Source organism: Parvibaculum sp., from assembly GCF_046297875.1.
GTDB lineage: Bacteria > Pseudomonadota > Alphaproteobacteria > Parvibaculales > Parvibaculaceae > Parvibaculum.
Map to the genome: position 1 here is coordinate 1,203,867 of NZ_JBKBHD010000001.1, position 21,167 is coordinate 1,225,033.

24 protein-coding genes are annotated in these 21,167 nt (G+C 61.6%); 12 read left to right on the plus strand and 12 right to left on the minus strand.

The genetic code is table 11. The features are described 5' to 3' along the window. Window positions 1-16 precede the first annotated feature (16 nt). The gene (locus ACK4FH_RS05955) at window positions 17-409 is read left to right on the plus strand and encodes a hypothetical protein (RefSeq protein WP_409811815.1); all 393 of its coding nucleotides are present in this window, start codon (window positions 17-19) and stop codon (window positions 407-409) included. On the opposite strand, the gene ACK4FH_RS05960 is transcribed toward ACK4FH_RS05955, so the two are convergent. From ACK4FH_RS05960 to ACK4FH_RS05975, 4 genes are read right to left on the minus strand one after another with little or no spacing between them, the layout of a single operon-like run. Further along, a complete protein-coding gene (locus ACK4FH_RS05960) occupies window positions 410-1,258 on the minus strand; it encodes an aminotransferase class IV (protein ID WP_409811817.1) in 849 nt (282 codons plus the stop codon). Beyond that, window positions 1,255-1,857, minus strand: a complete 603-nt coding sequence (locus ACK4FH_RS05965) for an anthranilate synthase component II (protein ID WP_409811818.1) — start codon at window positions 1,855-1,857, stop codon at window positions 1,255-1,257. Before ACK4FH_RS05965 ends, ACK4FH_RS05960 begins: the two co-directional genes overlap by 4 nt. Continuing rightward, window positions 1,854-3,275 carry an aminodeoxychorismate synthase component I gene (pabB, locus tag ACK4FH_RS05970; RefSeq protein ID WP_409811819.1) on the minus strand — a complete coding sequence of 474 codons (1,422 nt, stop codon included), beginning with the start codon at window positions 3,273-3,275 and terminating at the stop codon, window positions 1,854-1,856. Before pabB ends, ACK4FH_RS05965 begins: the two co-directional genes overlap by 4 nt. A 24-nt stretch (window positions 3,276-3,299) precedes the next feature. After that, window positions 3,300-4,388 (minus strand): alpha/beta fold hydrolase, encoded by a 1,089-nt coding sequence (locus ACK4FH_RS05975; RefSeq protein WP_409811821.1) that lies wholly within the window; start codon window positions 4,386-4,388, stop codon window positions 3,300-3,302. Between the two features lie 181 nt (window positions 4,389-4,569). Between ACK4FH_RS05975 and ACK4FH_RS05980 the strand changes: the two genes are divergently transcribed. From ACK4FH_RS05980 to ACK4FH_RS05990, 3 genes are read left to right on the plus strand one after another with little or no spacing between them, the layout of a single operon-like run. Further along, window positions 4,570-5,376 (plus strand): SDR family oxidoreductase, encoded by an 807-nt coding sequence (locus ACK4FH_RS05980; RefSeq protein ID WP_409811823.1) that lies wholly within the window; start codon window positions 4,570-4,572, stop codon window positions 5,374-5,376. 29 nt (window positions 5,377-5,405) lie between these two features. Further along, entirely contained in the window at window positions 5,406-6,227 is an 822-nt protein-coding gene (locus tag ACK4FH_RS05985; RefSeq protein ID WP_409811825.1) for an enoyl-CoA hydratase/isomerase family protein, read from the plus strand. Window positions 6,228-6,235: 8 nt separating this feature from the next. After that, a complete protein-coding gene (locus ACK4FH_RS05990; RefSeq protein ID WP_409811827.1) occupies window positions 6,236-6,586 on the plus strand; it encodes a hypothetical protein in 351 nt (116 codons plus the stop codon). An 18-nt stretch (window positions 6,587-6,604) separates the two neighbouring features. On the opposite strand, the gene ACK4FH_RS05995 is transcribed toward ACK4FH_RS05990, so the two are convergent. Continuing rightward, window positions 6,605-6,910 carry a hypothetical protein gene (locus ACK4FH_RS05995; RefSeq protein WP_409811828.1) on the minus strand — a complete coding sequence of 102 codons (306 nt, stop codon included), beginning with the start codon at window positions 6,908-6,910 and terminating at the stop codon, window positions 6,605-6,607. Window positions 6,911-7,222: 312 nt separating this feature from the next. Here ACK4FH_RS05995 and ACK4FH_RS06000 point away from each other — a divergent pair, with 312 nt between their 5' ends. Continuing rightward, on the plus strand, window positions 7,223-8,974 hold the full coding sequence (locus tag ACK4FH_RS06000; protein WP_409811829.1) for a putative bifunctional diguanylate cyclase/phosphodiesterase: 1,752 nt from the start codon (window positions 7,223-7,225) through the stop codon (window positions 8,972-8,974). 21 nt (window positions 8,975-8,995) lie between these two features. On the opposite strand, the gene phaR is transcribed toward ACK4FH_RS06000, so the two are convergent. Next, on the minus strand, window positions 8,996-9,619 hold the full coding sequence (gene phaR, locus ACK4FH_RS06005; RefSeq protein WP_409811831.1) for a polyhydroxyalkanoate synthesis repressor PhaR: 624 nt from the start codon (window positions 9,617-9,619) through the stop codon (window positions 8,996-8,998). A 266-nt stretch (window positions 9,620-9,885) separates the two neighbouring features. Here phaR and ACK4FH_RS06010 point away from each other — a divergent pair, with 266 nt between their 5' ends. Both ACK4FH_RS06010 and phbB read left to right on the plus strand, forming a co-directional pair. Then, window positions 9,886-11,076, plus strand: a complete 1,191-nt coding sequence (locus ACK4FH_RS06010; protein ID WP_409811833.1) for an acetyl-CoA C-acetyltransferase — start codon at window positions 9,886-9,888, stop codon at window positions 11,074-11,076. 82 nt (window positions 11,077-11,158) lie between these two features. Beyond that, on the plus strand, window positions 11,159-11,884 hold the full coding sequence (phbB, locus tag ACK4FH_RS06015) for an acetoacetyl-CoA reductase (RefSeq protein WP_409811835.1): 726 nt from the start codon (window positions 11,159-11,161) through the stop codon (window positions 11,882-11,884). Between the two features lie 54 nt (window positions 11,885-11,938). On the opposite strand, the gene ACK4FH_RS06020 is transcribed toward phbB, so the two are convergent. From ACK4FH_RS06020 to gloB, 4 genes are all read right to left on the minus strand, one after another. Continuing rightward, complete coding sequence (locus ACK4FH_RS06020) at window positions 11,939-12,580, minus strand: YcbK family protein (RefSeq protein WP_409811837.1); 642 nt, start codon at window positions 12,578-12,580, stop codon at window positions 11,939-11,941. Between the two features lie 9 nt (window positions 12,581-12,589). Further along, window positions 12,590-13,501 carry a polysaccharide deacetylase family protein gene (locus ACK4FH_RS06025; RefSeq protein ID WP_409811839.1) on the minus strand — a complete coding sequence of 304 codons (912 nt, stop codon included), beginning with the start codon at window positions 13,499-13,501 and terminating at the stop codon, window positions 12,590-12,592. Between the two features lie 103 nt (window positions 13,502-13,604). Continuing rightward, on the minus strand, window positions 13,605-14,045 hold the full coding sequence (locus tag ACK4FH_RS06030) for a cupin domain-containing protein (RefSeq protein WP_409811841.1): 441 nt from the start codon (window positions 14,043-14,045) through the stop codon (window positions 13,605-13,607). A gap of 1 nt (window position 14,046) precedes the next feature. Then, window positions 14,047-14,817 (minus strand): hydroxyacylglutathione hydrolase, encoded by a 771-nt coding sequence (gene gloB, locus ACK4FH_RS06035; protein ID WP_409811843.1) that lies wholly within the window; start codon window positions 14,815-14,817, stop codon window positions 14,047-14,049. Window positions 14,818-14,917: 100 nt separating this feature from the next. Here gloB and ACK4FH_RS06040 point away from each other — a divergent pair, with 100 nt between their 5' ends. From ACK4FH_RS06040 to ACK4FH_RS06055, 4 genes are all read left to right on the plus strand, one after another. Further along, window positions 14,918-15,265, plus strand: a complete 348-nt coding sequence (locus ACK4FH_RS06040) for an ArsR/SmtB family transcription factor (RefSeq protein WP_409811845.1) — start codon at window positions 14,918-14,920, stop codon at window positions 15,263-15,265. A 120-nt stretch (window positions 15,266-15,385) separates the two neighbouring features. Next, the gene (locus tag ACK4FH_RS06045; protein ID WP_409811847.1) at window positions 15,386-16,321 is read left to right on the plus strand and encodes a TauD/TfdA family dioxygenase; all 936 of its coding nucleotides are present in this window, start codon (window positions 15,386-15,388) and stop codon (window positions 16,319-16,321) included. Then, on the plus strand, window positions 16,318-17,415 hold the full coding sequence (locus tag ACK4FH_RS06050; protein ID WP_409811848.1) for a flavin-containing monooxygenase: 1,098 nt from the start codon (window positions 16,318-16,320) through the stop codon (window positions 17,413-17,415). The genes ACK4FH_RS06045 and ACK4FH_RS06050 overlap by 4 nt, the downstream gene beginning before the upstream one ends. 45 nt (window positions 17,416-17,460) lie before the next feature. Next, on the plus strand, window positions 17,461-18,222 hold the full coding sequence (locus ACK4FH_RS06055) for a class I SAM-dependent methyltransferase (RefSeq protein ID WP_409811850.1): 762 nt from the start codon (window positions 17,461-17,463) through the stop codon (window positions 18,220-18,222). Window positions 18,223-18,225: 3 nt separating this feature from the next. Here the strand turns inward: ACK4FH_RS06055 and metW are convergent, their stop codons facing one another. Together metW and ACK4FH_RS06065 are read right to left on the minus strand one after the other, a co-directional pair. Beyond that, on the minus strand, window positions 18,226-18,852 hold the full coding sequence (metW, locus tag ACK4FH_RS06060) for a methionine biosynthesis protein MetW (RefSeq protein ID WP_409811852.1): 627 nt from the start codon (window positions 18,850-18,852) through the stop codon (window positions 18,226-18,228). Further along, window positions 18,849-20,054 (minus strand): homoserine O-acetyltransferase, encoded by a 1,206-nt coding sequence (locus ACK4FH_RS06065; RefSeq protein WP_409811854.1) that lies wholly within the window; start codon window positions 20,052-20,054, stop codon window positions 18,849-18,851. The genes metW and ACK4FH_RS06065 overlap by 4 nt, the downstream gene beginning before the upstream one ends. Window positions 20,055-20,260: 206 nt before the next feature. Between ACK4FH_RS06065 and pheA the strand changes: the two genes are divergently transcribed. Next, window positions 20,261-21,160 (plus strand): chorismate mutase, encoded by a 900-nt coding sequence (gene pheA, locus ACK4FH_RS06070; RefSeq protein ID WP_409811856.1) that lies wholly within the window; start codon window positions 20,261-20,263, stop codon window positions 21,158-21,160. The last annotated feature ends 7 nt before the right edge of the window (window positions 21,161-21,167 follow it).

Genomic DNA, 21,167 nt, shown 5'->3' on the forward strand with positions numbered 1-21,167 from the left:
ACAAGGGGAATTTGCCATGTTTCGTACTCTGCCAATGATGGCGCTCGTCATCATCGCCTACAACATCATCGTCTATCTGACCGGCCTGTCCATGGACACGCAGGTTACAACGATCTCGCTCATATCGGGCGCCATCTGGACCATCGATGTCGGCGACGTGATCGTCTTTTGCGGACTTCTTCTGCTCTTCTTCGAGCTTGTCGGCTCGACGCAGACCGGCGCCTCCACCATCATCAATCACGCGCTTTCCATGCTGGTGCTTCTCGTGGCGCTAGTTCAGTTCATCGTGCTGCCTGAATTCGGCACCTCGACATTCTTTGCGCTGGTGATCCTTGCCCTGTTCGACGTGGTTGCAGGTTTTACCGTGACCATCACCGCAGCGCGGCGCGACTTCACCGTCGGCGAATAATCAGTCCCCGTACGCCGCGGCATCGAGCAATAGTTCGTATGCCGCGGCAAGCCGCGCCGTCATCGGATGGGCGGGTATTTCCTGCCCGTCGATCCGCGAGACGGGTGCGAGCCCCATCAGGCTGTTTGTGACGAATATGCCGGACGCATGTGCGAGGCGTTGCGGCGCGATGTCTTCCTCGCGCATGTCGATGCCGATGCCGGGTGCCAGTTCGAGCAATGCCGCCCGCGTGATGCCAGGCAGGATTGCGCCTCTATCGGCCGGCGTGAGAAGCGTATCGCCTTCCCAGATGAAAATATTGGCGGCACTTGTGCAGGCCACCATGCCGCCCGTATCGAGTATCAGCGCGTCATCGGCGCCCTTCTCGCGCGCCGCCTCTTTCGCCAGCACATTGTCGAGATAGGGTAGCGCCTTCAGCCGCGCCGATGGCGACCAGGGGTTTCGCCGCGGCGAGACGGTTGCCAGTGAAAGGCGCTCGGGCGCCGCCGCGCCTGCGGCGGCGCTTATCAGAACCGTCGGCTTCGGCTCGGCGGGGAGTGCAAGGCCGCGAGGCCCCGGACCGCGCGTCAGCGTCATCCGAAGCGAGGCGCGGTCACATTCGGCGAGTTCGTTTGCCTGAAGGAGATCGCGGCAAGCCTGCAACAATTCGTCCGGCGCATAGGGCATGCCAAGGCCGATCGTTTCGGCGCTCTTCATCAGGCGTAGCAGATGCTCCTCAAAAAAGGCGATCTTGCCTTTGCGCACAAGCATGGTTTCAAAGAGCCCGTCGCCGAGGAGAAATCCCCGGTCCGCCGGGTCGATCCGCGTATCGCCTGCACTGGCGATCGTGCCATTGAGCCAGAGCTTCATGCGCTTTGCCTCATGTCGATCTTCCGGCCGGCATGGGCCAGGTCGAGAAAGTTTCCGAGCAGCCGGTGGCCATGTTCGGTCAATACCGATTCCGGGTGAAACTGTACGCCGAACAGCGGCAGTGTTTCGTGGGCAAGCGCCATTGGCACACCGTCCTTCGTTTGCGCGGTCAGGCGAAGCGGGCTGCCCAGCGGCAGTTCGGCGATGAGCGAATGATATCGTCCAGCCATGAAGGGGCTCGGGATGCCCTTGAAAAGGGTGCTGCCATCGTGATGGATCGCGGATGCCTTGCCATGCAACGGCGAAGGCGCGCGCGCGATGGTGCCGCCGAAAGCGGCTGCAATCGCCTGATGACCGAGGCAGACACCGAGCAACGGAATGCCGTGTTCTGCTGCAGCGAGGACAAGTGGCATCGAAATCCCCGCCTTGTCGGGTCCGCAGGGGCCAGGCGAAAGAACAATTGCCTCGGGCTGCAAGGCGATTGCCTCCGTGACCGAGATTGCGTCGGTACGGACGGTGCGGCGTTCAAAGCCGAGCTCGCCGATATAGCGCGCGAGATTGTGAACGAAACTATCGAAATTATCGATGACGAGGATCATGCGGGTTCTCCCGCAAGCAATGCCGGTGCGCCGTCCAGCGCTTCAAGCATGTTCAGCGCCTTGGCAAGCGTTTCCTCATATTCGGCGGCGGGATCTGAGTCTGCGACAATGCCGCCGCCTGCCTGAAAGGTGACGCGGCGGCCATCGACCACGATGGTGCGGATCGTGATGGCGCTGTCCATGCTGCCGTCGGCACCGAGCCAGCCGATAGCCCCGCAATAGGGGCCACGTGTCGTCGGTTCGAGTTCGGCGATGATTTCCATCGCGCGGCGCTTCGGTGCGCCGGTGACGGAGCCGCCGGGAAAACACGCCGCGAGGAGATCGGCCGACGTCATGCCCGGCCGGAGCCTGCCGCGCACCGTGGAGACGAGATGGTGGACATTGGCGAAGCTTTCGAGTTCGCAGAGTTTCTCGACCTCGACCGAGTTGTCGTTGCAGACGCGGGAGATGTCATTGCGCAGAAGATCGACGATCATCACGTTTTCGGCACGGTCCTTCTCCGAGGCAAGGAGGTCGGCTGCGAGGCGCGCATCTTCTTCTGGCGTCGCGCCGCGCGGCCTTGTGCCCTTGATCGGCTTCGTTTCGACAATCCCGTTCCGGCAGGACAAGAACCGTTCGGGCGAGGAGGATACGATTGCGCCGCTGCCGAAATTGAAGAAGGAGGCGAAAGGGGCGGGGCTTGTGGCGCGCAGGCGCAGATAGAGTGCAATTGGCGTATCGCCGTCGGCCAGCCTTGTTTCGAAACGCTGCGAGAGATTGGCCTGGAAGATGTCGCCAGCGTGAATGTATTCGATCACGCGGGTGACGGCGCGTTCATAGGCGTCGCGCGTGAAGTTCGATGCAATCGCGGTCGAGGAGCGCGCGGCCTTCTGCTCTGCCGGTGTGGATGCCTTCAGGCGTGCCACGACTTCCGCCATTCGGGCCTTTGCCCGTGTTGCGCGCTTTCCGGGATCGTGTTCGGGCAGGCCGGACGATATGGCGACGGCGCGTTTCGCGATCATGTCGAAGGCCATAACCACATCGTAGAAGCCGAGTGCCATGTCGGGGAATCCTTGATCGTCGGTGGCATGGGGCGCTTCTTCGGGCGGCAGGCGCTCAAGCGTGCGGCCAAGGCCATAACCGAAAAAGCCTGCCGCGCCACCACAGAAAGGCGGCATGGTTTCGTCCCGCTCGACAACCGGAAGTTCCATGAGCTTCTGCTTCACAAGATCGAAAGGCGCACCAGCGCCCTCTCCGATGCGAAGACAAATCGTTTCGAAAGGCGCGACGGCGATGAAGCTCCAGCGTCCGTGAAGCCCGGCATCCCGGCCGGGCGCCGCCGTCGCGCTGTCGAGGAAGAGGGCAAATGGCTCGTCCGCGAAGTTTGCGAAGACTTCGTGCGGCAGCATCCATTCCAGCTCTTCGACGAGCGGCTTCATCGGGCAGTCACTTTCACTTCGCTGTCAGTTCGCCTGCGGTATGGGCGGGGTGATGGCGGTATCCCCTGAATTGCCGCCGCAGCTCGCGCAGCGCCGCGATTCCATTCGGGCGAGCGGCCCGCGCGGCTTTCCTGCGGCGCCCGGCGATGTAATGCGGGCTTCCTGTTCGCCGAGAAACCGCATGATCAATCCGCCGACCAGATCCGGGTCGGCGACACCGATATTGTGGCCCATGCCGGGATAGGAACGGAGTTGTGCTTGCGGCAGAAGTTCCATCAGCCGCTCTGCGTGATCGAATGGCACGACTTCGTCTGCCTCGCCCCAGATCGCAAGCACCGGAAGCGACGAGGCACCGACCGTCGCATAGAACGCATCCGCCGTTTCGAGCGGATAGTTTCGCATGGTCGAAAGCAGTGCGTCGCCATAGCCGCGAAACTGGAGCTGCCGGTTGACGGCCGCAAGGAGAGGCCCTGGGTTCGGAATGCTTTTGGCTTCCTCCGCTGCCGCCGCGTAGAACATCTTCGTGCCGAAGAGACGGATGATCCAGTCGCCGATCAGCGGTCGCCTCAGCATCTCGGTGCGCTCATTCGACAGTTTTCCGAGGCCGACCGGCGCGATAAGCGTCATCGAACGGACGCGCTCCGGGTGACGTGCGGCAAAGACGGTGACGATACCGCCGCCCATGGAGTAGCCCACGAGATCGACGCGGCGATTGACGCCGAGCGCATCGAGCAGACCAGAGAGCTGATTGTCGAAGAGGTCGGCGTCATAGACCGTGTCCGGCCGGTCGGAGAGGCCACGACCAAAATTGTCGAAGGCGAGGACGCGGTAGCCTGCATCGGTCAGGGGCTTGAAGTATTGCGACCAGATGATGGAAGGCGTCGCAAAACCGTGAACGAGGACGACGAGCTGCCCGGTCTCCGGGCCTTCAAGCCGGTAATGCACGGTGCCCTGCGGCAGGTCGAGGAAGCTGTAAGCATGGCCTTCCGCAAGCAGCTTGTCGCGCGCATCGGCATCGAGCGCGGCGCGCGCCCGGCCAGCCGCCCAATAGCTCATCAGCATGATGAGCGTGATCGCCACGAGAAGAACGCCCAGTGCCTTCACATAGGTCATGGAACCATTGCCACTGCCGTTTCACCATCGCCAAGCCTTCCCTTGCGGAAGGGTCTTGCCGGCGCAGTCTAGTGCCTCGCCTTGCTGCCTACAATTGCCGCGGCGGGGTTGCGAGCCGCCGGAAATGCGGGCTTGATGCGGGCAAAGCGGGTAAGGCCGCATAGCATCAGGGAGACGGGAAATGGCCGACGTATTCAAGGAAAAGGCGCTTGCGGGCAAGGTGGCGTTCGTCGCGGGCGCATCGAGCGGGATCAATCTCGGCATCGCACAGCATTTTGCGCGGGCGGGCGCGAAAATCGCGCTGATCAGCCGGAGCCACGAAAAAATCACGGCGGCGGCGAAAACGATATCGGATGAAGGCTTCGAGGCGATCGGCATGGCAGCCGATGTGCGCGACTTCAATTCGGTCGATCAGGCGATGGCAACGGCCCAGAAAGAACTCGGCAATTTCGATATTGTGATTTCCGGTGCGGCGGGCAATTTTGTGGCCCCTGCGCTCGGCATGTCGTCCAACGGTTTCAAGACGGTTGTCGATATCGACCTCATCGGCACGTTCAATGTGCTGCGCGCATCCTTCCAGTATCTCAACCGTCCGGGCGCTTCGCTCATTTCGATCACGGCGCCGCAGGCGGTGAACCCGTCGCTCTTCCAGGCGCATGTCTGCGCGGCGAAGGCCGGGATCAACATGCTGACGAAGTGCCTTGCCATGGAATGGGGACCGGCAGGTGTGCGGGTGAACGCGATTTCACCGGGGCCCATCGCCGACACGGAAGGCATGTTGCGCCTTGCGCCGACGCCGGAGATGGAAAAGGTAATCAAGTCGCGCATTGCACTGCGCGACTACGGCACCAAGACCGACATTGCCGATACGGCGCTGTTCCTGTCGACCGACAATGCCAAATACATCACCGGCACGATCGTCGATTGCGATGGTGGCTCGAAGCTTGGCGACGCGGGTGGCGATGCGCTCGGCGAGTTCGGGAAATAATCAGGAGACGGGGAGAGGGAGGAGAGGATATGGCCCAGGCACCGAAGGTCGCGCCCGCGGATTTCACCTGTCTGCTCTATGAAGTTCGCGATCATGTTGCTATCGTCACAATCAACCGGCCGGACAGGCGCAATGCGCTGAACCGGCGTGCCTATGACGAAGTGGAAGCAGCATTCCGCGCGGCGTCCGCCGACCCGGAGGTTCGCTGCGTGATCGTGACCGGTGCCGATCCTGCCTTCTGTTCCGGTGAGGACGTGAAGGAAATGATGACCGGCGAGCAGCATGAGGCGAGTGTGGCGCGGCTCACTTCGGTGCGGCCGGAGCCGACACCTGCCGCGGTTGCGGCGCTTGAGTGCGACCGGCCCGTGATCGCGGCCGTGAACGGCGCTGCCGTCGGCTGGGGCATGGAACTCACGCTTTTTGCCGATATCCGCATTGCCTCGGAGCAGGCGAAATTCGGCGAAATCTTCATCAAGCGCGGGCTCATCAGCGATGTGGGCGGGCTGTGGCGGCTGCCCGCCATTGTGGGCCCCGCCAAGGCGGCGGAACTTCTCTTTACCGGCGATGTGATCGATGCGGCGGAGGCGGGTCGTATCGGGCTTGTGAGCGAGGTCGCGCCGCACGGCGAGCTGATGGAGCGCGCGCAGGCGCTAGCAGCGCGCATCGCCGTCAATCCGCCGCTCGCGCTTCGCTTCATGAAGGAGGGGCTTCGCCGCGCTTCCTATGGCGATCTGCGCGAAATCGGTAGCTGGGTGAGCGGCGCACTGGGTAAACTCTTCCAGACGGAAGATCACCGCGAAGGGGTGCGCAGTTTCCTTGAAAAGCGCGCGCCCGAATTCAAGGGACGCTGACAAGGCTCATGGCGCTTTTCTTCGATCAGGAATGGTTCGACGCGAAGCTGAAAGAGGCCGCGCGCACGCGGGATGATGTTGCGGCCGCGCTTCGTCTCGCCCGCGCTCAGGTCGACGAAATCTGGAAGGACCAGCGCGAGCTGGCGCCGCAGGAAGTCGGCGTCCTTGCCGAATTGCTCGGCGAAACGCCTGCCGCCATCGCCAACAAGGCAGGCGTCTCGACGCCGGTGCCCACGGCGCCCAAGGCGGGCGATGCGGCGGTGATGGCGAAGCTCGCGGAGATGGACGAACGCCTGAAGCGGATCGAGCGCTCCGTTGCCGATCTTCAATCGCTTATTCTTGCGACGCGAGGAAACTGACTGTTAGCGGCAGGCGGTTCAGAACCGGCGCTCGCGCCGGGGGCGAAGCGTTTCGGCCAGAAGGTCGGGCAGCATGTCCGCCTCGATATAGGCGCTTGTCGCGCGCTGGCGCTTTTCGCTTTTCTGAAAAGATGAGGTTTTCAGGTTTCCCTGCTGGTCGACATATTGCGCGAGGAAAGTTGCAAGCGGGCGCATCGCCGTCAGATGCGGGCGGCCTAGGCCCGCGGCGGAAGCGGGTTCGCCTGCAGGCAGGGGGGCGGGATCGATGCGGCGCGATGCAGACGCCTCATCCCTCCGCCTCAGTGCGGGAAGGTTCGCTGACACTCGTTGAGCTGGCGTTATGCCTGCCATTTGCTGTCCCCAATCGGTGCGCGCCGCCCGCGCTGTTCACCTGCATCGGAATAGTCGCAAGAAGCTTGCCACGAGTTCGCGGCCTTTTGGCGGCGAAAAGAGCACCGGTAACGTTTCGTAACGGGACAGAATCTCGAATTAACCAGTTTATTTAAAGGTTTAGTGGTTACGACGCTTCTCGAAATTTTAACGGCTTGAGCGCGATCATGCGATGAACGGGCGCCAGAACAGCGCTCATTTTGGGGGCAATACGCCCGAGTAAACGAATGCGGCAGGAGCGGTGTTGTGGACTCGAAGACGCAGGATGCGCGCAGAGTCGGTGTTGCGTATGGCTTCGGCATCATGGAAGCGCAAGCTGAAGATGTGTTGAAAAGCGCCGTCACGGCGGTGGGCGATGTTGCCTATCGGTGGTCGATCGACGACGACTCGCTTTCCTGGAGCCCGGGTGCAGAAGTTCTGCTCGGCATTTCCGACATATCCAGAATGGCGACGCATCGCGATTTCGCCGCGCGCCTCGTGACGGAAGGTCTCAGCCGCTACGAACTCATCTGCCGGTCGCGCGAGAGCGACACGGGTGCAGGCGTCCCTTATGAACTTGAATATCAGATCTGCGACGATTTCGGCGGCATGCGCTGGGTCGAGGATCGCGGTCGATGGTTTGGTGGCGCTGATGGTGCGCCTGCCGTCGCCGTCGGTGTACTTCGTGCTATCGACGAGCGGCACAAACGCGAATCCGAACTGATCCGTCTGTCCACCTATGACGAGCTGACCGGTCTCCTCAATCGTGTGCGGCTGAAGGAAGCGCTGACAGAGGCAATGATCGCATCGCAGCGCGGGCGCCAGAACTCCGCCTTCCTGCTGATCGCCGTCGACAATCTTGCGCTCATCAACGATGCTTTCGGCTTCGATGTTGCCGATGAAGTGATTGTCAGCGTCGGCGAGCGGCTGCGCTCGCTGGCGCGGCGCGGCGATTCACTGGGCCGTTATGCAGGCAACAAGTTCGGCCTTGTGCTGCGGAATTGCAATGAAGAGCGCCTCGGCGGCGTTTGCGAGCGGATGCTGGCCGAAGTCCGCGACAAGGTGGTGCTGACGGCGCGCGGTCCCGTTGCCGTGACGGTTTCGGCGGGTTCCATTGCGCTGCCTGGTCATGCGTCGAGTGTCGATCAGGCGCTGGCGCGTGCCGAGGAGGCGCTGATTGCCGCCAAGCAGCGGCTCCGCGACAGCCATGTCGTCTACACACCGTCGCGCGAGCGCGAGAAGACGCGGCTTCGCAACATCAACGTCGCAGACGAACTCATCACGGCGCTCAACGACAAGCGTATCCGCATCGCCTACCAGCCGATCATCGATGCGACGACGGGCGAGGCGGCGATACACGAATGTCTCGTTCGCATGGAGCAGCCCGATGGAAGCCTCGTTTCCGCCGGGCATTTCGTCCCCGTTGCCGAAAAACTCGGCATTATCGGCCTGCTCGACTATCGGGTCATGGAACTTGCTGTCGATACATTGCGGAAGAATCCTGGCGTGACGCTTTCGCTCAACGTGTCGGGCCGAACGACTGCCGACCGGCTTTGGCGGGAGACGCTTGCTTCCCATCTTCGTGCAGATGGCGGCCTCGCGCGTCGTCTCGTTATCGAAATCACGGAGACGGTTGCCATTCACGAAGTTCTGGAGCTGACGGAATTCGTCGCCATGTTCCGCGAACTTGGTTGCAAGATCGCGATCGACGATTTTGGCGCCGGCTACACCTCGTTCCGTAACCTGAAGACGCTCGACGTCGATCTCGTGAAGATCGACGGTTCCTTCGTCATCAATCTCGCCACGAACCCGGACAACCAGTTTTTCGTGCGGACGCTCGTCGATCTTGCGCGAAACTTCAATCTGCCGACTGTCGCGGAATGGGTGAGCAACGCGGAGGAAGTCGAGATGCTGAAGGGGCTCGGCGTCCAGTATCTGCAGGGCTTCTATCTCGGCGAGCCGGTGATGTCGTTGCCGCGCAACGTCCCATCGCTCGTGTCGAGTCGGAGTATCGCCTGATCGCCGATCCTTGCCTGCGCGCTACTTCTTGGACAGAGCCTCGATCTGCGCCTGCATCTGCGAAAGTTGCTTCTTGAGTTCGTCGAGCTCGCTGCTGCCGCCGGCCTTGCCGTTCTCGTTCTCCGCCTTTTCAGGCCTGGGCTGATCTTTCGTCTCCGGACGCCCTCCCGATGGCGGTCGGCCAAAGGGCGAGAACATGCGCATGGCATTGTCGAATACTTCAAGATTCTGACGGATCTGGTCTTCGAACTGGGCCAGTCTCTCGCGGCCGCCCAGCGCGCTCGTTACGCGATGGCGCAGCTTTTCCTGCTCTTTGGAAAAGCTGTTCATGCTCATTTCGAGATAGGACGGGATGAAGCTCTGAAGGCTGTCGCCATAGAAGCGGATAAGTTGCCGCAGGAAGTTGATCGGAAGCAGGTTCTGGCCCTTGCCTTCTTCCTCGAAAATGATCTGCGTCAGCACGGAACGGGTGATTTCTTCGCCCGTCTTTGCGTCGCGAACCACGAACTCCTTGCCTTGCTTCACCATTTCACAGAGATGGTCGAGCGTCACATAGCTCGATGTCGCCGTGTTGTAGAGGCGGCGGTTCGCATATTTTTTTATAACGATGACGTCATCGTCCGTGGATGATGTCTTTTTTGCCACGGCTTTCCCAATCTCTCACTAGAGCTTTGTACCCGGCGGAACCCGTTTCCCCGTTTTTGGCAGTCGAGACTGCCAGCGGGTTCCTTGCCCCCTGTCATTCGTCATTGTGACGCGGTATTGTTGCGCTGCGCAAGCCCCGCATTGCGATGCACCGAAAACCGCGTGTCCAGGCCATTCCATTGAGGGTTGGCGCGGTCCGATGTGCCGCCTGACGGGCGTCTCAATCACGCGGCCCGCCGTCCGGGCCGGTTCCAGGGAGCAGACTCATGAGCAAATCCGGTACCGAAGTGGTCATTGTCGGCGCGGCGCGCACGCCTGTAGGCGCGTTCAACGGCGCTCTCGCGAGCCTGCCCGCACATGAACTGGGCCGGGTGGCGATTTCGGCCGCGATCGCGCGGGCCGGGATCGACAAGGAAGCGGTGTCAGAAGTGATCATGGGCCAGATCCTGCAGGCCGGACAGGGGCAAAATCCGGCGCGGCAGGCATCGGTGAATGCCGGTTTGCCGGTGGAAATACCGGCTTGGAGCGTCAACCAGCTTTGCGGTTCAGGTCTTCGCTCTGTTGCGCTCGGCTATCAGGCGATCGTCAATGGCGACAGCGAAGTGGTGGTGGCCGGCGGGCAGGAGAGCATGAGCCAGGCGCAGCATGCTGCCTATCTCCGTGCCGGGCAAAAGATGGGTTCGCTCGATTTCGTCGATACGATGATCAAGGACGGGCTCTGGGACGCGTTCCACGGCTATCATATGGGCCAGACGGCGGAGAATGTTGCGGCGCGCTGGCAGATTACGCGCGACGAGCAGGATGCCTTCGCTGTCGCCTCGCAGAACAAGGCGGAAGCAGCCCAGAAGTCCGGCAGGTTCAAGGACGAGATCGCGCCTGTCACGACCAAGACGCGCAAGGGCGATACGGTCGTCGACAGCGACGAATACATCAAGCATGGCGTGACGCTCGATGGCATCAAGGGTCTCAAACCTGCCTTCCAGAAGGATGGCGGCACGGTGACGGCGGCAAATGCGTCCGGCATCAATGATGGCGCGGCAGCGGTGGTGCTGATGGATGCGGCTCGTGCGGCGAAGGAAGGCCGAAAAGTGCTGGGCAGGATCGTTTCCTGGGCGCATGCGGGCGTCGATCCGGCGGTGATGGGCACAGGACCGATCCCCGCCTCGCGGCTCGCGCTGAAGCGTGCGGGCTGGTCGATCGACGAACTCGATCTGGTGGAAGCAAACGAGGCATTTGCCGCGCAGGCGCTTGCCGTCAACAAGGATCTCGGCTGGAATCCCGACATCGTGAACGTCAATGGCGGCGCCATTGCCATTGGCCATCCGATCGGTGCCTCCGGCGCGCGCGTCTTTGTGACGCTGCTTCACGAAATGGAAAAGCGGAATGCGAAGAAGGGCCTTGCCACGCTGTGCATCGGCGGCGGCATGGGCATCGCTCTTTGCGTCGAAAGAGGCTGAAAAAGCCCAGGTGGCAGGAGGAAGGGAGCGGCTCGGGGTCGTTTCCGAATGACTTGAACTTCAGCAATAAGGGCTTTCGACAATGAGCAAGGTTGCGCTTGTAACGGGCGGTACGCGCGGCATCGGCGCCGCGATCTCGCTGGCGTTACGCGACAAGGGATACAGGGTGGCGGCAAACTATGCCGGCAATGCGGAGGCGGCGGCTGCCTTCTCGAAGGAAACGGGTATCGAGACCTTCAAATGGAATGTCGGCGACTATGACGAGTGTGCGAAGGGCATTGCAGCGGTCGAGGCCGCGCTCGGTCCGGTCGACGTGCTCGTCAATAATGCTGGCATCACGCGTGACGGCATGCTGCACAAGATGACGCCGCAGCAATGGCGCGAAGTGATCGCTGTCGATCTCGACTCGATGTTCAACATGTGCCAACCGCTTATCAACGGCATGCGCGAACGCGGCTTCGGGCGGATCGTCAATATTTCGTCGATCAACGGCCAGAAGGGCCAGATGGGCCAGACGAATTATTCGGCGGCGAAGGCGGGCGTGATTGGCTTCACCAAGGCGCTGGCGCAGGAAGTGGCCAAGAAGGGCATCACGGTGAATTGCATTGCACCGGGCTATATCGATACCGATATGGTGGCGGCGGTGCCGGAGAAGGTGCTCGAAAGCATCATTGCGACCATTCCCGTCGGCCGTCTCGGCAAGGCGGAAGAGATCGCGCATTGCGTGAGTTTTCTTGCGGACGATAAGGCCGGTTTCATCACCGGTGCAACGATCACGGCGAACGGCGCGCAATATATCGCCGGGTAAGAGACGTACCCAGAAATGCGAAACGCCCCGGCGAATTTCCGGGGCGTTTTCGTTTCAGGCTTCTTTCTTCTCGGCGACGGCCTGTAGCAGATCGTATTCCTCGTCGCGGTCCGGGCGCGGCATGCCGGGATAGACCCAGTTGTCGAGCGGCCCGATGTCGATATGGACGTAGGGCGTCTTTGTCGGGTAGTAGCCGGCGCCGCCTTTGCCGAGTTTCTTTGCTACCCGGTAGAATTCTTCGGTGTCAGCAAAATTCTGCGTCACGTCTATCGCCATGCCGCGCATGTGGAAGCTGCCAGGATCGACGCCGTGGCCGCGTCTGTTCAGCCAGTCGTTCGTTTTCGGCGAGCGATAGCCCGACATCGTATAGATCGGATTTTTCGAGCGTGTGTGGCTGTCGATCTCCCAGAGAAGATCGAGCAGGCCCGGATGCACGTCATGCACCTCGCCGGTGCGCAGGTCGCGCATGAACCAGGTCATGCGTTTCAGCGCTTCCGGCTCATAGCCCTGATCGGTCCAGAAGATGATGTCGAGCTTTTCGCCGGAATTCAGGCTCTGCATGCGGAGCGATTTCTTGTAGGGCGTTTCGGCCCGCACGATGGACGGCATGGCGATAAGCGCAGCAGCGCCTGCGCCGAGATGGAGCACATCGCGGCGTGTGGGCGTCAGGGTTAATGTCTTGCGCCTTCCGATCATCGCTGAAGGCTAGCGGAGCTCTCTCTGTGGCTCAAGTGAAGGTTTGAGTGCGGACTCAATTGTGGCCGACTGCGCTTGTGGTTCCGCCGCCGCGCGATAGATCGGGCGCAGCAGCGGATCGGGCGCCGCGGCGGCCATTTCGCGCGCGCCTGCCTCCGGCACGAGCTGGACGATTTCATAGCCCCGGTTGCGTAATTCGATGATGAAGGCGGACAGCATGGCGGCGGTACGCGGCTTTGTATCATGCAGGATGAGAATACCCTGACCGACGGAAGCGATGTTGCGCAGCGACCGGCGCTTCACTTCCGCCGGAGGGATAGACCGCCAGTCATCCGAGCCGAATTCGCAGGAGAGTGTTGCTATGTTGCGTTTGCCGAGCCAGTCAATAAGAGCCTTGCTGTCATTGAGGCCTGGAAAGCGGAAAAAGGGTGCAAGCCTCTCGCGTTGTTCTGCGGGAGCGGAAGCAAGGGCACTCTCGATCGCGTCGAAACCACGCCTGATTTCACGCCGGGCAGCAGCAGGCGAAAGGTGGCGCATATTGGTCGGATGCGACCAGGTGTGGCTGCCGATCGTATGACCGCGCGCGGCCACTTCGCGCACGATTTCAGGATGACGTTCTGCGTAGATCCCGACCATGAAGAAGGTCGCCTTCACGCAATGGCGGTCGAGAATGTCGAGGATTAGCGGCGTCGTTTCCGGGTTCGGGCCATCGTCAAAGGTGAGGGCGACCTGCTTCGGCGCAAGTTTCACTGTGGCCGGATACTGCATGGCGCCATAGGCAGGGCCGCCCGCCGTCGCCACATTGATGACTTGTGTTTCAGCGCTTGCACCTGCATCGGTCGGGCAGGTGGCTGCATGCGCGGGCAGGCTCGCGCAGAAGAGCGCGGTGCCAAGGCCCAAAGTGGCAAGAATGGATTTCACACTGAAGCCCCACCGACATGCGAATGCCATCAAACGGCCAGTCTAGCGGTCTTGCATGGGCGGGCCAGAGCGCGAAGGCAACAGGGCGCGCAAATTCGCAAGCTCAGAGCAGCGGATTCCAGCCCGGTTCGGCCATTTCGAAGCCGGCAAATTCAAAGCCGGGGGCAACAGTGCAGCCGACCAGCGTCCATCGGCCGAGCGGTTCGGCGGCCTGCCAGATGCGGGCCGGGATGACAATTTGCGGGCGTTCGCCTGCTTCGAGGTTCTGTCCCAATATCCGTGTTTCCGGCGCGCGGTTCTCCTCATAGAGCGAGAGGGCGAGCGGTCCGCCCGCATACCAGTGCCAGACTTCCGCCGCATCTACACGGTGCCAGTGCGAGCGGGTGCCTTCCTTCAGCAGATAGTAGATCGCCGTCGAATGGGCACGCTGTCCACCTCCCGCGTCGCGGAAGGTCTCGGCGAAATGTCCGCCTTCAGGATGGGGCTGCATCTCCAGCATGTCGATAATGGCGTCGGCATCGAGGCCGCCGTCGAGAGAAGCCATGTCAGAAATTGTCCTTTCTCTTGCGTGTTTCGGCGAAGACATCGACATCGGCTGCCCCATCGAGGCCGATGGTCTGGCGCAGATCGCGGCTTGCGGCGCGCAGGAAGGGATTGGTCGCCTTTTCAAGGCCGATCGTCGTCGGCACTGTCCATTCGCCGCGGGCGCGTTTCTCGTCGATTTCCTTCGCTCGGGCCACAAGCGCCTGATTTTGCGGTTCGAGGGAAAGCGCAAAGCGCGCATTCGACTGGGTATATTCATGCGCGCAGTAGACGACTGTATCGTCCGGCAGCGCCATCAGCTTGCCGAGCGATGTCCACATTTGCGCGGGCGTCCCCTCGAAGAGGCGGCCGCAGCCCAGCGCAAAAAGCGTGTCTCCGACAAAGGCGACATGCTCTTCGTCGAAACTGTAGGCGATATGGCCGCTTGTGTGGCCCGGCACGTCGATGATGCGGGCACGCGCCGCACCCAATTCCACCACGTCGCCTTCGCCGACGGCGCGGTCGATACCGGGAATCTTCTCCTGTTCGTCTTTCGGGCCGATCACCACGCAGCCGGTCTTATCCTTGAGTTCGAGATTTCCGCCCGCATGATCGAAGTGGTGATGCGTGTTGAAGATGTGGGTCAGCTTCCAGCCCTTCGCCGCCAGTGCGTCGAGGATCGGTTTTACTTCCGGCGTGTCGATGGCCGCCGTCGCGCCAGACGAAGGCTCGTGAACGAGGTAGCCGTAATTGTCGTTCAGGCAGGGAAACTGGTGGATTTCGAGCTTTGCCATCTAAATCGCCTTCTTTAGGGGGGAATTCAAAGGTAGCGATCCGCAGCGCCAATTCAAAGGCCGTCTTGACTCGTGCATATTGATGCACATATCATGAAACATGAACTGCAAAGCAAACCGCAAGGAAATCGCCGACAAGGCACTGAAGTTTTATGACACGCGCTTCTTCCGCGCGCTGTGCGAGCCGGTGCGTGTGAAGATCGTCCGGCTGATCGTACAGCGCGGTCCTTCGGATGTTGCGGCGATTGCTTCGGCATTCGAGCAAGACCGTTCAGTTGTCTCGCGTCACCTGCAAATCCTGAAGGAAGCGGGCATTCTCGTTTCTGAGAAGCGCGGGCGGCAGATGATCTACGAAGTCGACGGGCCTGCGATTCTGAGGAAGCTTGAGACGCTCACAGAGGAAACGCGAAAGATAGTTCCGTATTGTTGTCCGGGGCTCACCAGGTAAATTTTTTGACGCTAAATGTGCATATAAATGCACATATTGGAGCATGACATGACCGATACACTGCCATCGCAAATCGGGATACCGGTTGAAGGTCTGGCGGCCTGGAAGGGCGCCGAGATCGTGAAGGACAAGAGCTGGACGCATTTTCTTACCGCAGCGGAAATTGCCGAACTCGACCGGGCAATCCATGCGGCAAAACGCTCAGGCAAACAGCTCACTTCGTTGACGCGGGAGGACTTCGATTTGCCGCTCCTCGCGCCGGCGATTGCACGCTGGATGGAGGCGCTGAACCACGGGCGCGGCTTTGTTCTGGTGAAGGGGTTTCCGGTCGATCGTTACTCCAAGGAAGATTGTGCCGCCGCATACTGGGCGCTTGGCACCCATATGGGCGCTGCCGTGCCGCAAAACAGACAGGGCGATCTTCTTGGCCATGTGCGCGATACCGGCGAGATCGCGACCAATCCCAACGTGCGCCTCTACCGGACGACAAAGCGGCAGGATTTTCATACCGATGGTTCGGACATTGTCGGCCTGTTCTGCCTGCGCCGCGCGCGATCCGGCGGCCTGTCCCAGATTGTCAGTTCGATTTCCATCTACAATGAGTTCATCCGCCGCAGGCCGGACCTCGTGCTCGAGCTTTTCAAGCCCATCTTTTGGGATCGTGCCGGCGAGCAGGCGGCAGGAGAGCTGCCGTATTTTCAGCGTCCGATCTGCACAATCAACAATGGTCATCCGAGGATGTTCTATATTGGGTGGTATATCCGCGACGCGCAGAAACATCATGGTGCCGAGCCCTTCACTTCCAAGCAGCTCGACATGCTCGATCTAATCGAAGAGTTGGCGAACGATACAGAGTTTCGTCTCGACATGGATTTCGAGCCGGGCGACATGCAGTTCCTCAAGAATCTCGCAATTCTTCATTGCCGGACCGAGTACGAGGATTTCGAGGAGCCCGACCTCAAGCGCCATCTGCTCAGGCTGTGGATCACGGCGCAGGACTTCGAAGACGGTGATGAAGAACTGCGTAAGGGAATTAAACCCGGAGCAACGTCATGAGCATTCTCGATGTTGCAATTGTCGGGGGCGGGCAGTCCGGCCTCGCAATGAGCTATGCGTTGAAGCGGGCGGGCATAGCGCATGTCATTCTCGAGGCTGGCGAACGGCCGGAAGGTTCCTGGGCGCACTACTACGACTCGCTTACGCTTTTCTCGCCCGCCCGCTACTCGGCCCTTCCCGGCCTTCCCTTTCCTGGCGATGGCGACCGGCACCCGAAGCGGGATGAGGTTTCGGCCTACCTTATTGCATATGTGTCGTATTTTTCGCTGCCCGTGCGTTTGAATGCTCGCGTACAGGCGGTAACGAACCCGTCTTCAGGCTGCTTCGAGCTGAAACTGACCGATGGTGAAATTGTTCGCGCGCGAAGCGTCGTCGCGGCCAGCGGTACATTCGGCACGCCTTATATGCCTCGTTTTGCCGGGCAGGACAGGTTCCGGGGCAAGATCCTTCATTCGTCGAGCTATCGCTCGCCGCGAGACTTCCAGGGCAAGCGTGTCGTCGTGGTCGGCTCTGCAAATTCCGCTGTACAGATTGCAGTAGAGCTTGCAAGTGTCGCCAATGTGACCCTCGCCGCCCGCGAGAAAGTTAAATATATGCCGCAGCGCGTTCTTGGACGCGACATACATTTCTGGTTCCACTGGACCGGACTCGACAATACGAGACTGATGGACCAGGGCGGAGCCGTCCTTGATGACGGGAAATACCGCAAGGCTTTGAAATCGGGATCGCCGGATCGCCGGTCTGTCTTTCGCAGTATGACGGAAACGGGAGTCGTCTGGCCCGATGGAGAAACCGAACAGGTCGATGCCATCATCATGGCTACCGGGTACCGGCCTTCGGTTCCCTTTCTCGCATCTCTGCCCGTCATCGATAGCCGCGGTTTTCTCGTGCAGAAGGACGGCGTGGCCCTGAATGTGCCTGGCCTGTTCTTCATCGGATATCCGGGGCTGCGCAATTTCGCCTCCGGGGCTCTGCGAGGTGTCGGAATCGACAGCCAGCGGCTCGTCCCCAGGATCGAGGCCTATCTTGCCGGCTATGCGAACGCAGCCGACCCTGTTCCCTGGCAGGCGCGCCGGAGATGTTGCGCCGCCTGAGACGCTGCTGTTAGGCGCCTGCCGCCGATCTGCTATGCTCGTCTCATGCACATGGACGTGATCGATCTCAGGGATTTTTACGGAAGGGCGCTGGGGCGCGTCGCGCAGCGGCACATCGCCGAGCGGCTGGCCCGGCTCTGGCCGCATGTGCGCGGGCTAAATGTGCTCGGACTCGGCTTCGCCACACCCTATCTCGCGCCCTGGCTCGACGAGGCGCAGCGCGTGATCGGCCTCATGCCGGCGCGGCAGGGCGTGATGCGCTGGCCGGCGGAAGGCAAATGCCTTTCCGGGCTCGTCGATGAACTCGAACTGCCGTTGCCGGATGAAAGCATGGACCGTGTGCTCGTCGTCCACGGGCTTGAGGAGAGCGAGGCGATGCGCGGCATGTTGCGGCAGGTCTGGCGGGTGCTTGCGCCGGGAGGCCGTGTAGTCATTGTGGTGCCGAACCGGAGCGGCCTCTGGGCCCGGCGCGACGCGACGCCTTTCGGGCATGGCCAGCCCTTTTCACGCGGGCAGCTGACGCAGCTCTTGCGCGAATCCATGTTCTCGCCATCGGCCTGGGAAGTGGCCCTTTTCGCGCCGCCCTTCGACTGGCGGCCGCTGGTGCGCTCCGCTGCCGCGTGGGAGCGGGCGGGACATCTTCTCTGGCCCCGCTTTTCCGGCGTCATCATGGTGGAGGCCACAAAGCAGATCTATGCCGCGACACAGCCCTCGCTCACCGCGCGGGCAAAGGCGCGCGTCAGATCCATTGCGCCGTTGCCGTCACCCGTTCCCGCGCGTCAGGTGACGCCGCTGGATGAAAGTTGAGTGTCAGCTCCGGCGCGTCAGGAGGAACACGGCCTCGCTCGCAAAAAGATTGGCAAGCAGGCCGGGATCCGAAATGCGCCACGCCTTCTTGCCGGTGAGGATCACCGCATCTTCGATCTCGATGTCTAGATCGTTGCAGAGTGCAGCGAAATCGAGCAGCGTGCAGAGATGGATGTTCGGTGTGTCGTACCAGCTATGGCCGAGCGATCGTGTTTCCGGCATCCGGCCATTGAAGAGGAGCTTCAGGCGAACGCGCCAGTTGCCGAAATTCGGGAACGAGACGACGACGCGGCGGCCGATCCTTTTCATCGAGCGCAGAACTTCCTTCGGATTTCGTGTCGCCTGAATCGTCTGGCTAAGGATCACATAATCGAAGGCATCGTCCGGGTAGTCTGCAAGGTCGGTATCCGCGTCACCCTGAACCACGGCAAGACCGCGCGTCACCGATGCGTTCACGCCTTCCTGGCTGAGTTCCACGCCGCGCCCATCGACATTTCTTTTCGACTGCAGAAGGGCAAGCAGGTCGCCGTCTCCGCAGCCGACATCGAGCACGCGCGATCCCGGTGCGATCATTTCGGCAATGAGGTCAAGGTCGATACGGGCTTCCGCAAGGCCGTTCTGGGTGCTCATGCGTCGACGCCTCGCGCACGGGCCGCGCTGTCGATGAAGCCGCGCAGCGTTGCGAACATTTCCGGTTCGTCGAGCAGGAAGGCGTCATGGCCCTTGTCGGTCTTGATTTCGACGAAGCTCACTTTCGCTGCGACTGCATTCAGCGCGTGAACGATCTGGCGGTTGTCCGAGGTCGGAAACAGCCAGTCGCTGGTGAACGAGACAACGCAGAAGCGCGATTTCGTGCCCCGGAAGGCATTGGCGAGCACGCCGCCGAAATCGTCCGCAAGATCGAAATAATCCATCGCGCGGGTGATGTAGAGATAGGAATTCGCATCGAAGCGGTCGACGAAGGTCGAGCCCTGATGGCGCAGATAGCTTTCGATCTGGAAATCCGCGTCGAAGCCATAGGTGATGCTGTCGCGGTCCTGCAGATTGCGGCCGAACTTGCGGTGAAGCGCCGCCTCGGAGAGATAGGTGATGTGCGCGGCCATGCGCGCGACGGCGAGCCCCTTTGCGGGGTTGGTGCCATGCGTGAGATAGGCGCCCTGCTTCCATTCTGGGTCGGCCATGATCGCCTGGCGGCCAACTTCGTGGAAGGCGATGTTCTGGGCGGAATGGCGCGCCGCCGTCGCAATCGGGATCGCAGAGAAGACGCGGTCTGGATAGGCGGCAGCCCATTGCAGCACCTGCATGCCGCCCATCGAGCCGCCGATGACGCAGAAAATCTCCCCAATGCCGAGCTTGTCGAGCAGCATGGCCTGCGCGCGCACCATGTCGGCGATAGTGATCACCGGGAAATTGAGGCCGTAGGGCCGCCCGGTCGAGGGGTCGATGTCGCGCGGGCCCGTTGTGCCCATGCAGCCGCCGATCACATTCTGGCAGATCACGAAAAAGCGGTTCGTGTCGATCGGCCGGCCCGGCCCCACCATATGCGGCCACCAGCCGGGCTTGCCCGTCAGGGGCTGGGAGCTTGCGGCAAATTGGTCGCCGGTCAGGGCGTGGCAGATCAGCACCACATTCGACTTGGCCGCATTGAGCTCGCCATAGGTCTCGTAGGAGATCGCAAAGGGGCTCAAATTGACCCCGCAATCGAGCGCAAGCGGTTCGTCCGGGCCGAAGGGCGCGCGCGCGCGGCGGACCCGGATTCCGGCCTCCTCGAACTCTGTGCTTTGCGGGCCGCCAGCGCCTTCCGGGCGCCCGGCCTTCTCGATCGTGTTCATAGCGCCTCTGCGCTGTTTTGCGGCTAAGCGGCCCCGGAGCGGGCGCCCCGGCCCCCCGCCAAACAGGCTGCATAGCTAGGGATGCACCCCCTGAAATGTCAATGTTTTCTTTGATTTTAATGGGTTGCCCTCGTATGAATACCGCTCCCGCGGGCTGGGCGCCAAGCCCCGGCGCGGGCCGTATTTTCCCCCTCTGGTGGACCAGCATGACGCGTGAGACGACCACCCCCGAGCAGGCCCTGGCCGATGTCCGCAAGGAGATCGATGCGATCGACGACGCCCTGCAGGACCTGCTGCTGAAGCGTACGGAACTCGTGGTCGGTGTCGCGGAGGCCAAGGCGCGGGCGGCCAGCGAGGCAGGCGAGGGCAGTTTCGTTGCCTTCCGGCCGGGCCGCGAGGCACAGGTGCTGCGGCGGCTCTCGGAGCGCCACAAGGGTCAACTGCCGCTCAGGGTGCTGGTGCGGATCTGGCGCGAGATCATGGCGGCGATGACCCGCATCCAGGGGCCCTTCCGGGTCGACGTCCATGGCGGAGCGTATGGCGATGCGCTCGGCTACTGGGATCTGGCGCGGAATTATTACGGCTCGACCACGCCGATGGACCTGCATGGCGAGGCGCGCGAGGTGCTGCGCCGGGTCTCGCAGGACCGGTCTGCCGTTGGTGTCCTGCCGGAGCCGGGTGCGGGCGAGGGCGATCACTGGTGGGTGGCGCTTGCGACTGGCGGCTTCACAGGCATGCGGGTGGTGGCGCGGCTTCCCTTTGTCGAGGCGGGTGAGAATGCCAATGCCGTCCGCGCGCTGGTGCTGGCGCATAGCGATTTCGACAATACCGGCGACGATACGGCGCTGGTTGTCATCTCTGTTTCGGAGAGTCTGAGCGACACGCGTGTTTCGGCGCTGACAAAGGCCGCCGGCCTCGATGGGCGCCGCCTCGCAAGTGCGCGGGTGGAAAATGGATCGTCGGCTCACGCCTATCTGATTGCCGTTCCATATCATCTTGAGGAAAACGACGAACGGCTTGCCGCACTTGCCGCAGAGCCCGTAACCGATGTGAGACTTCTTGGCGGCTATGCCAATCCGTTGCGCCTTGAGCGCGATGGCGAGTGAGGCGGAG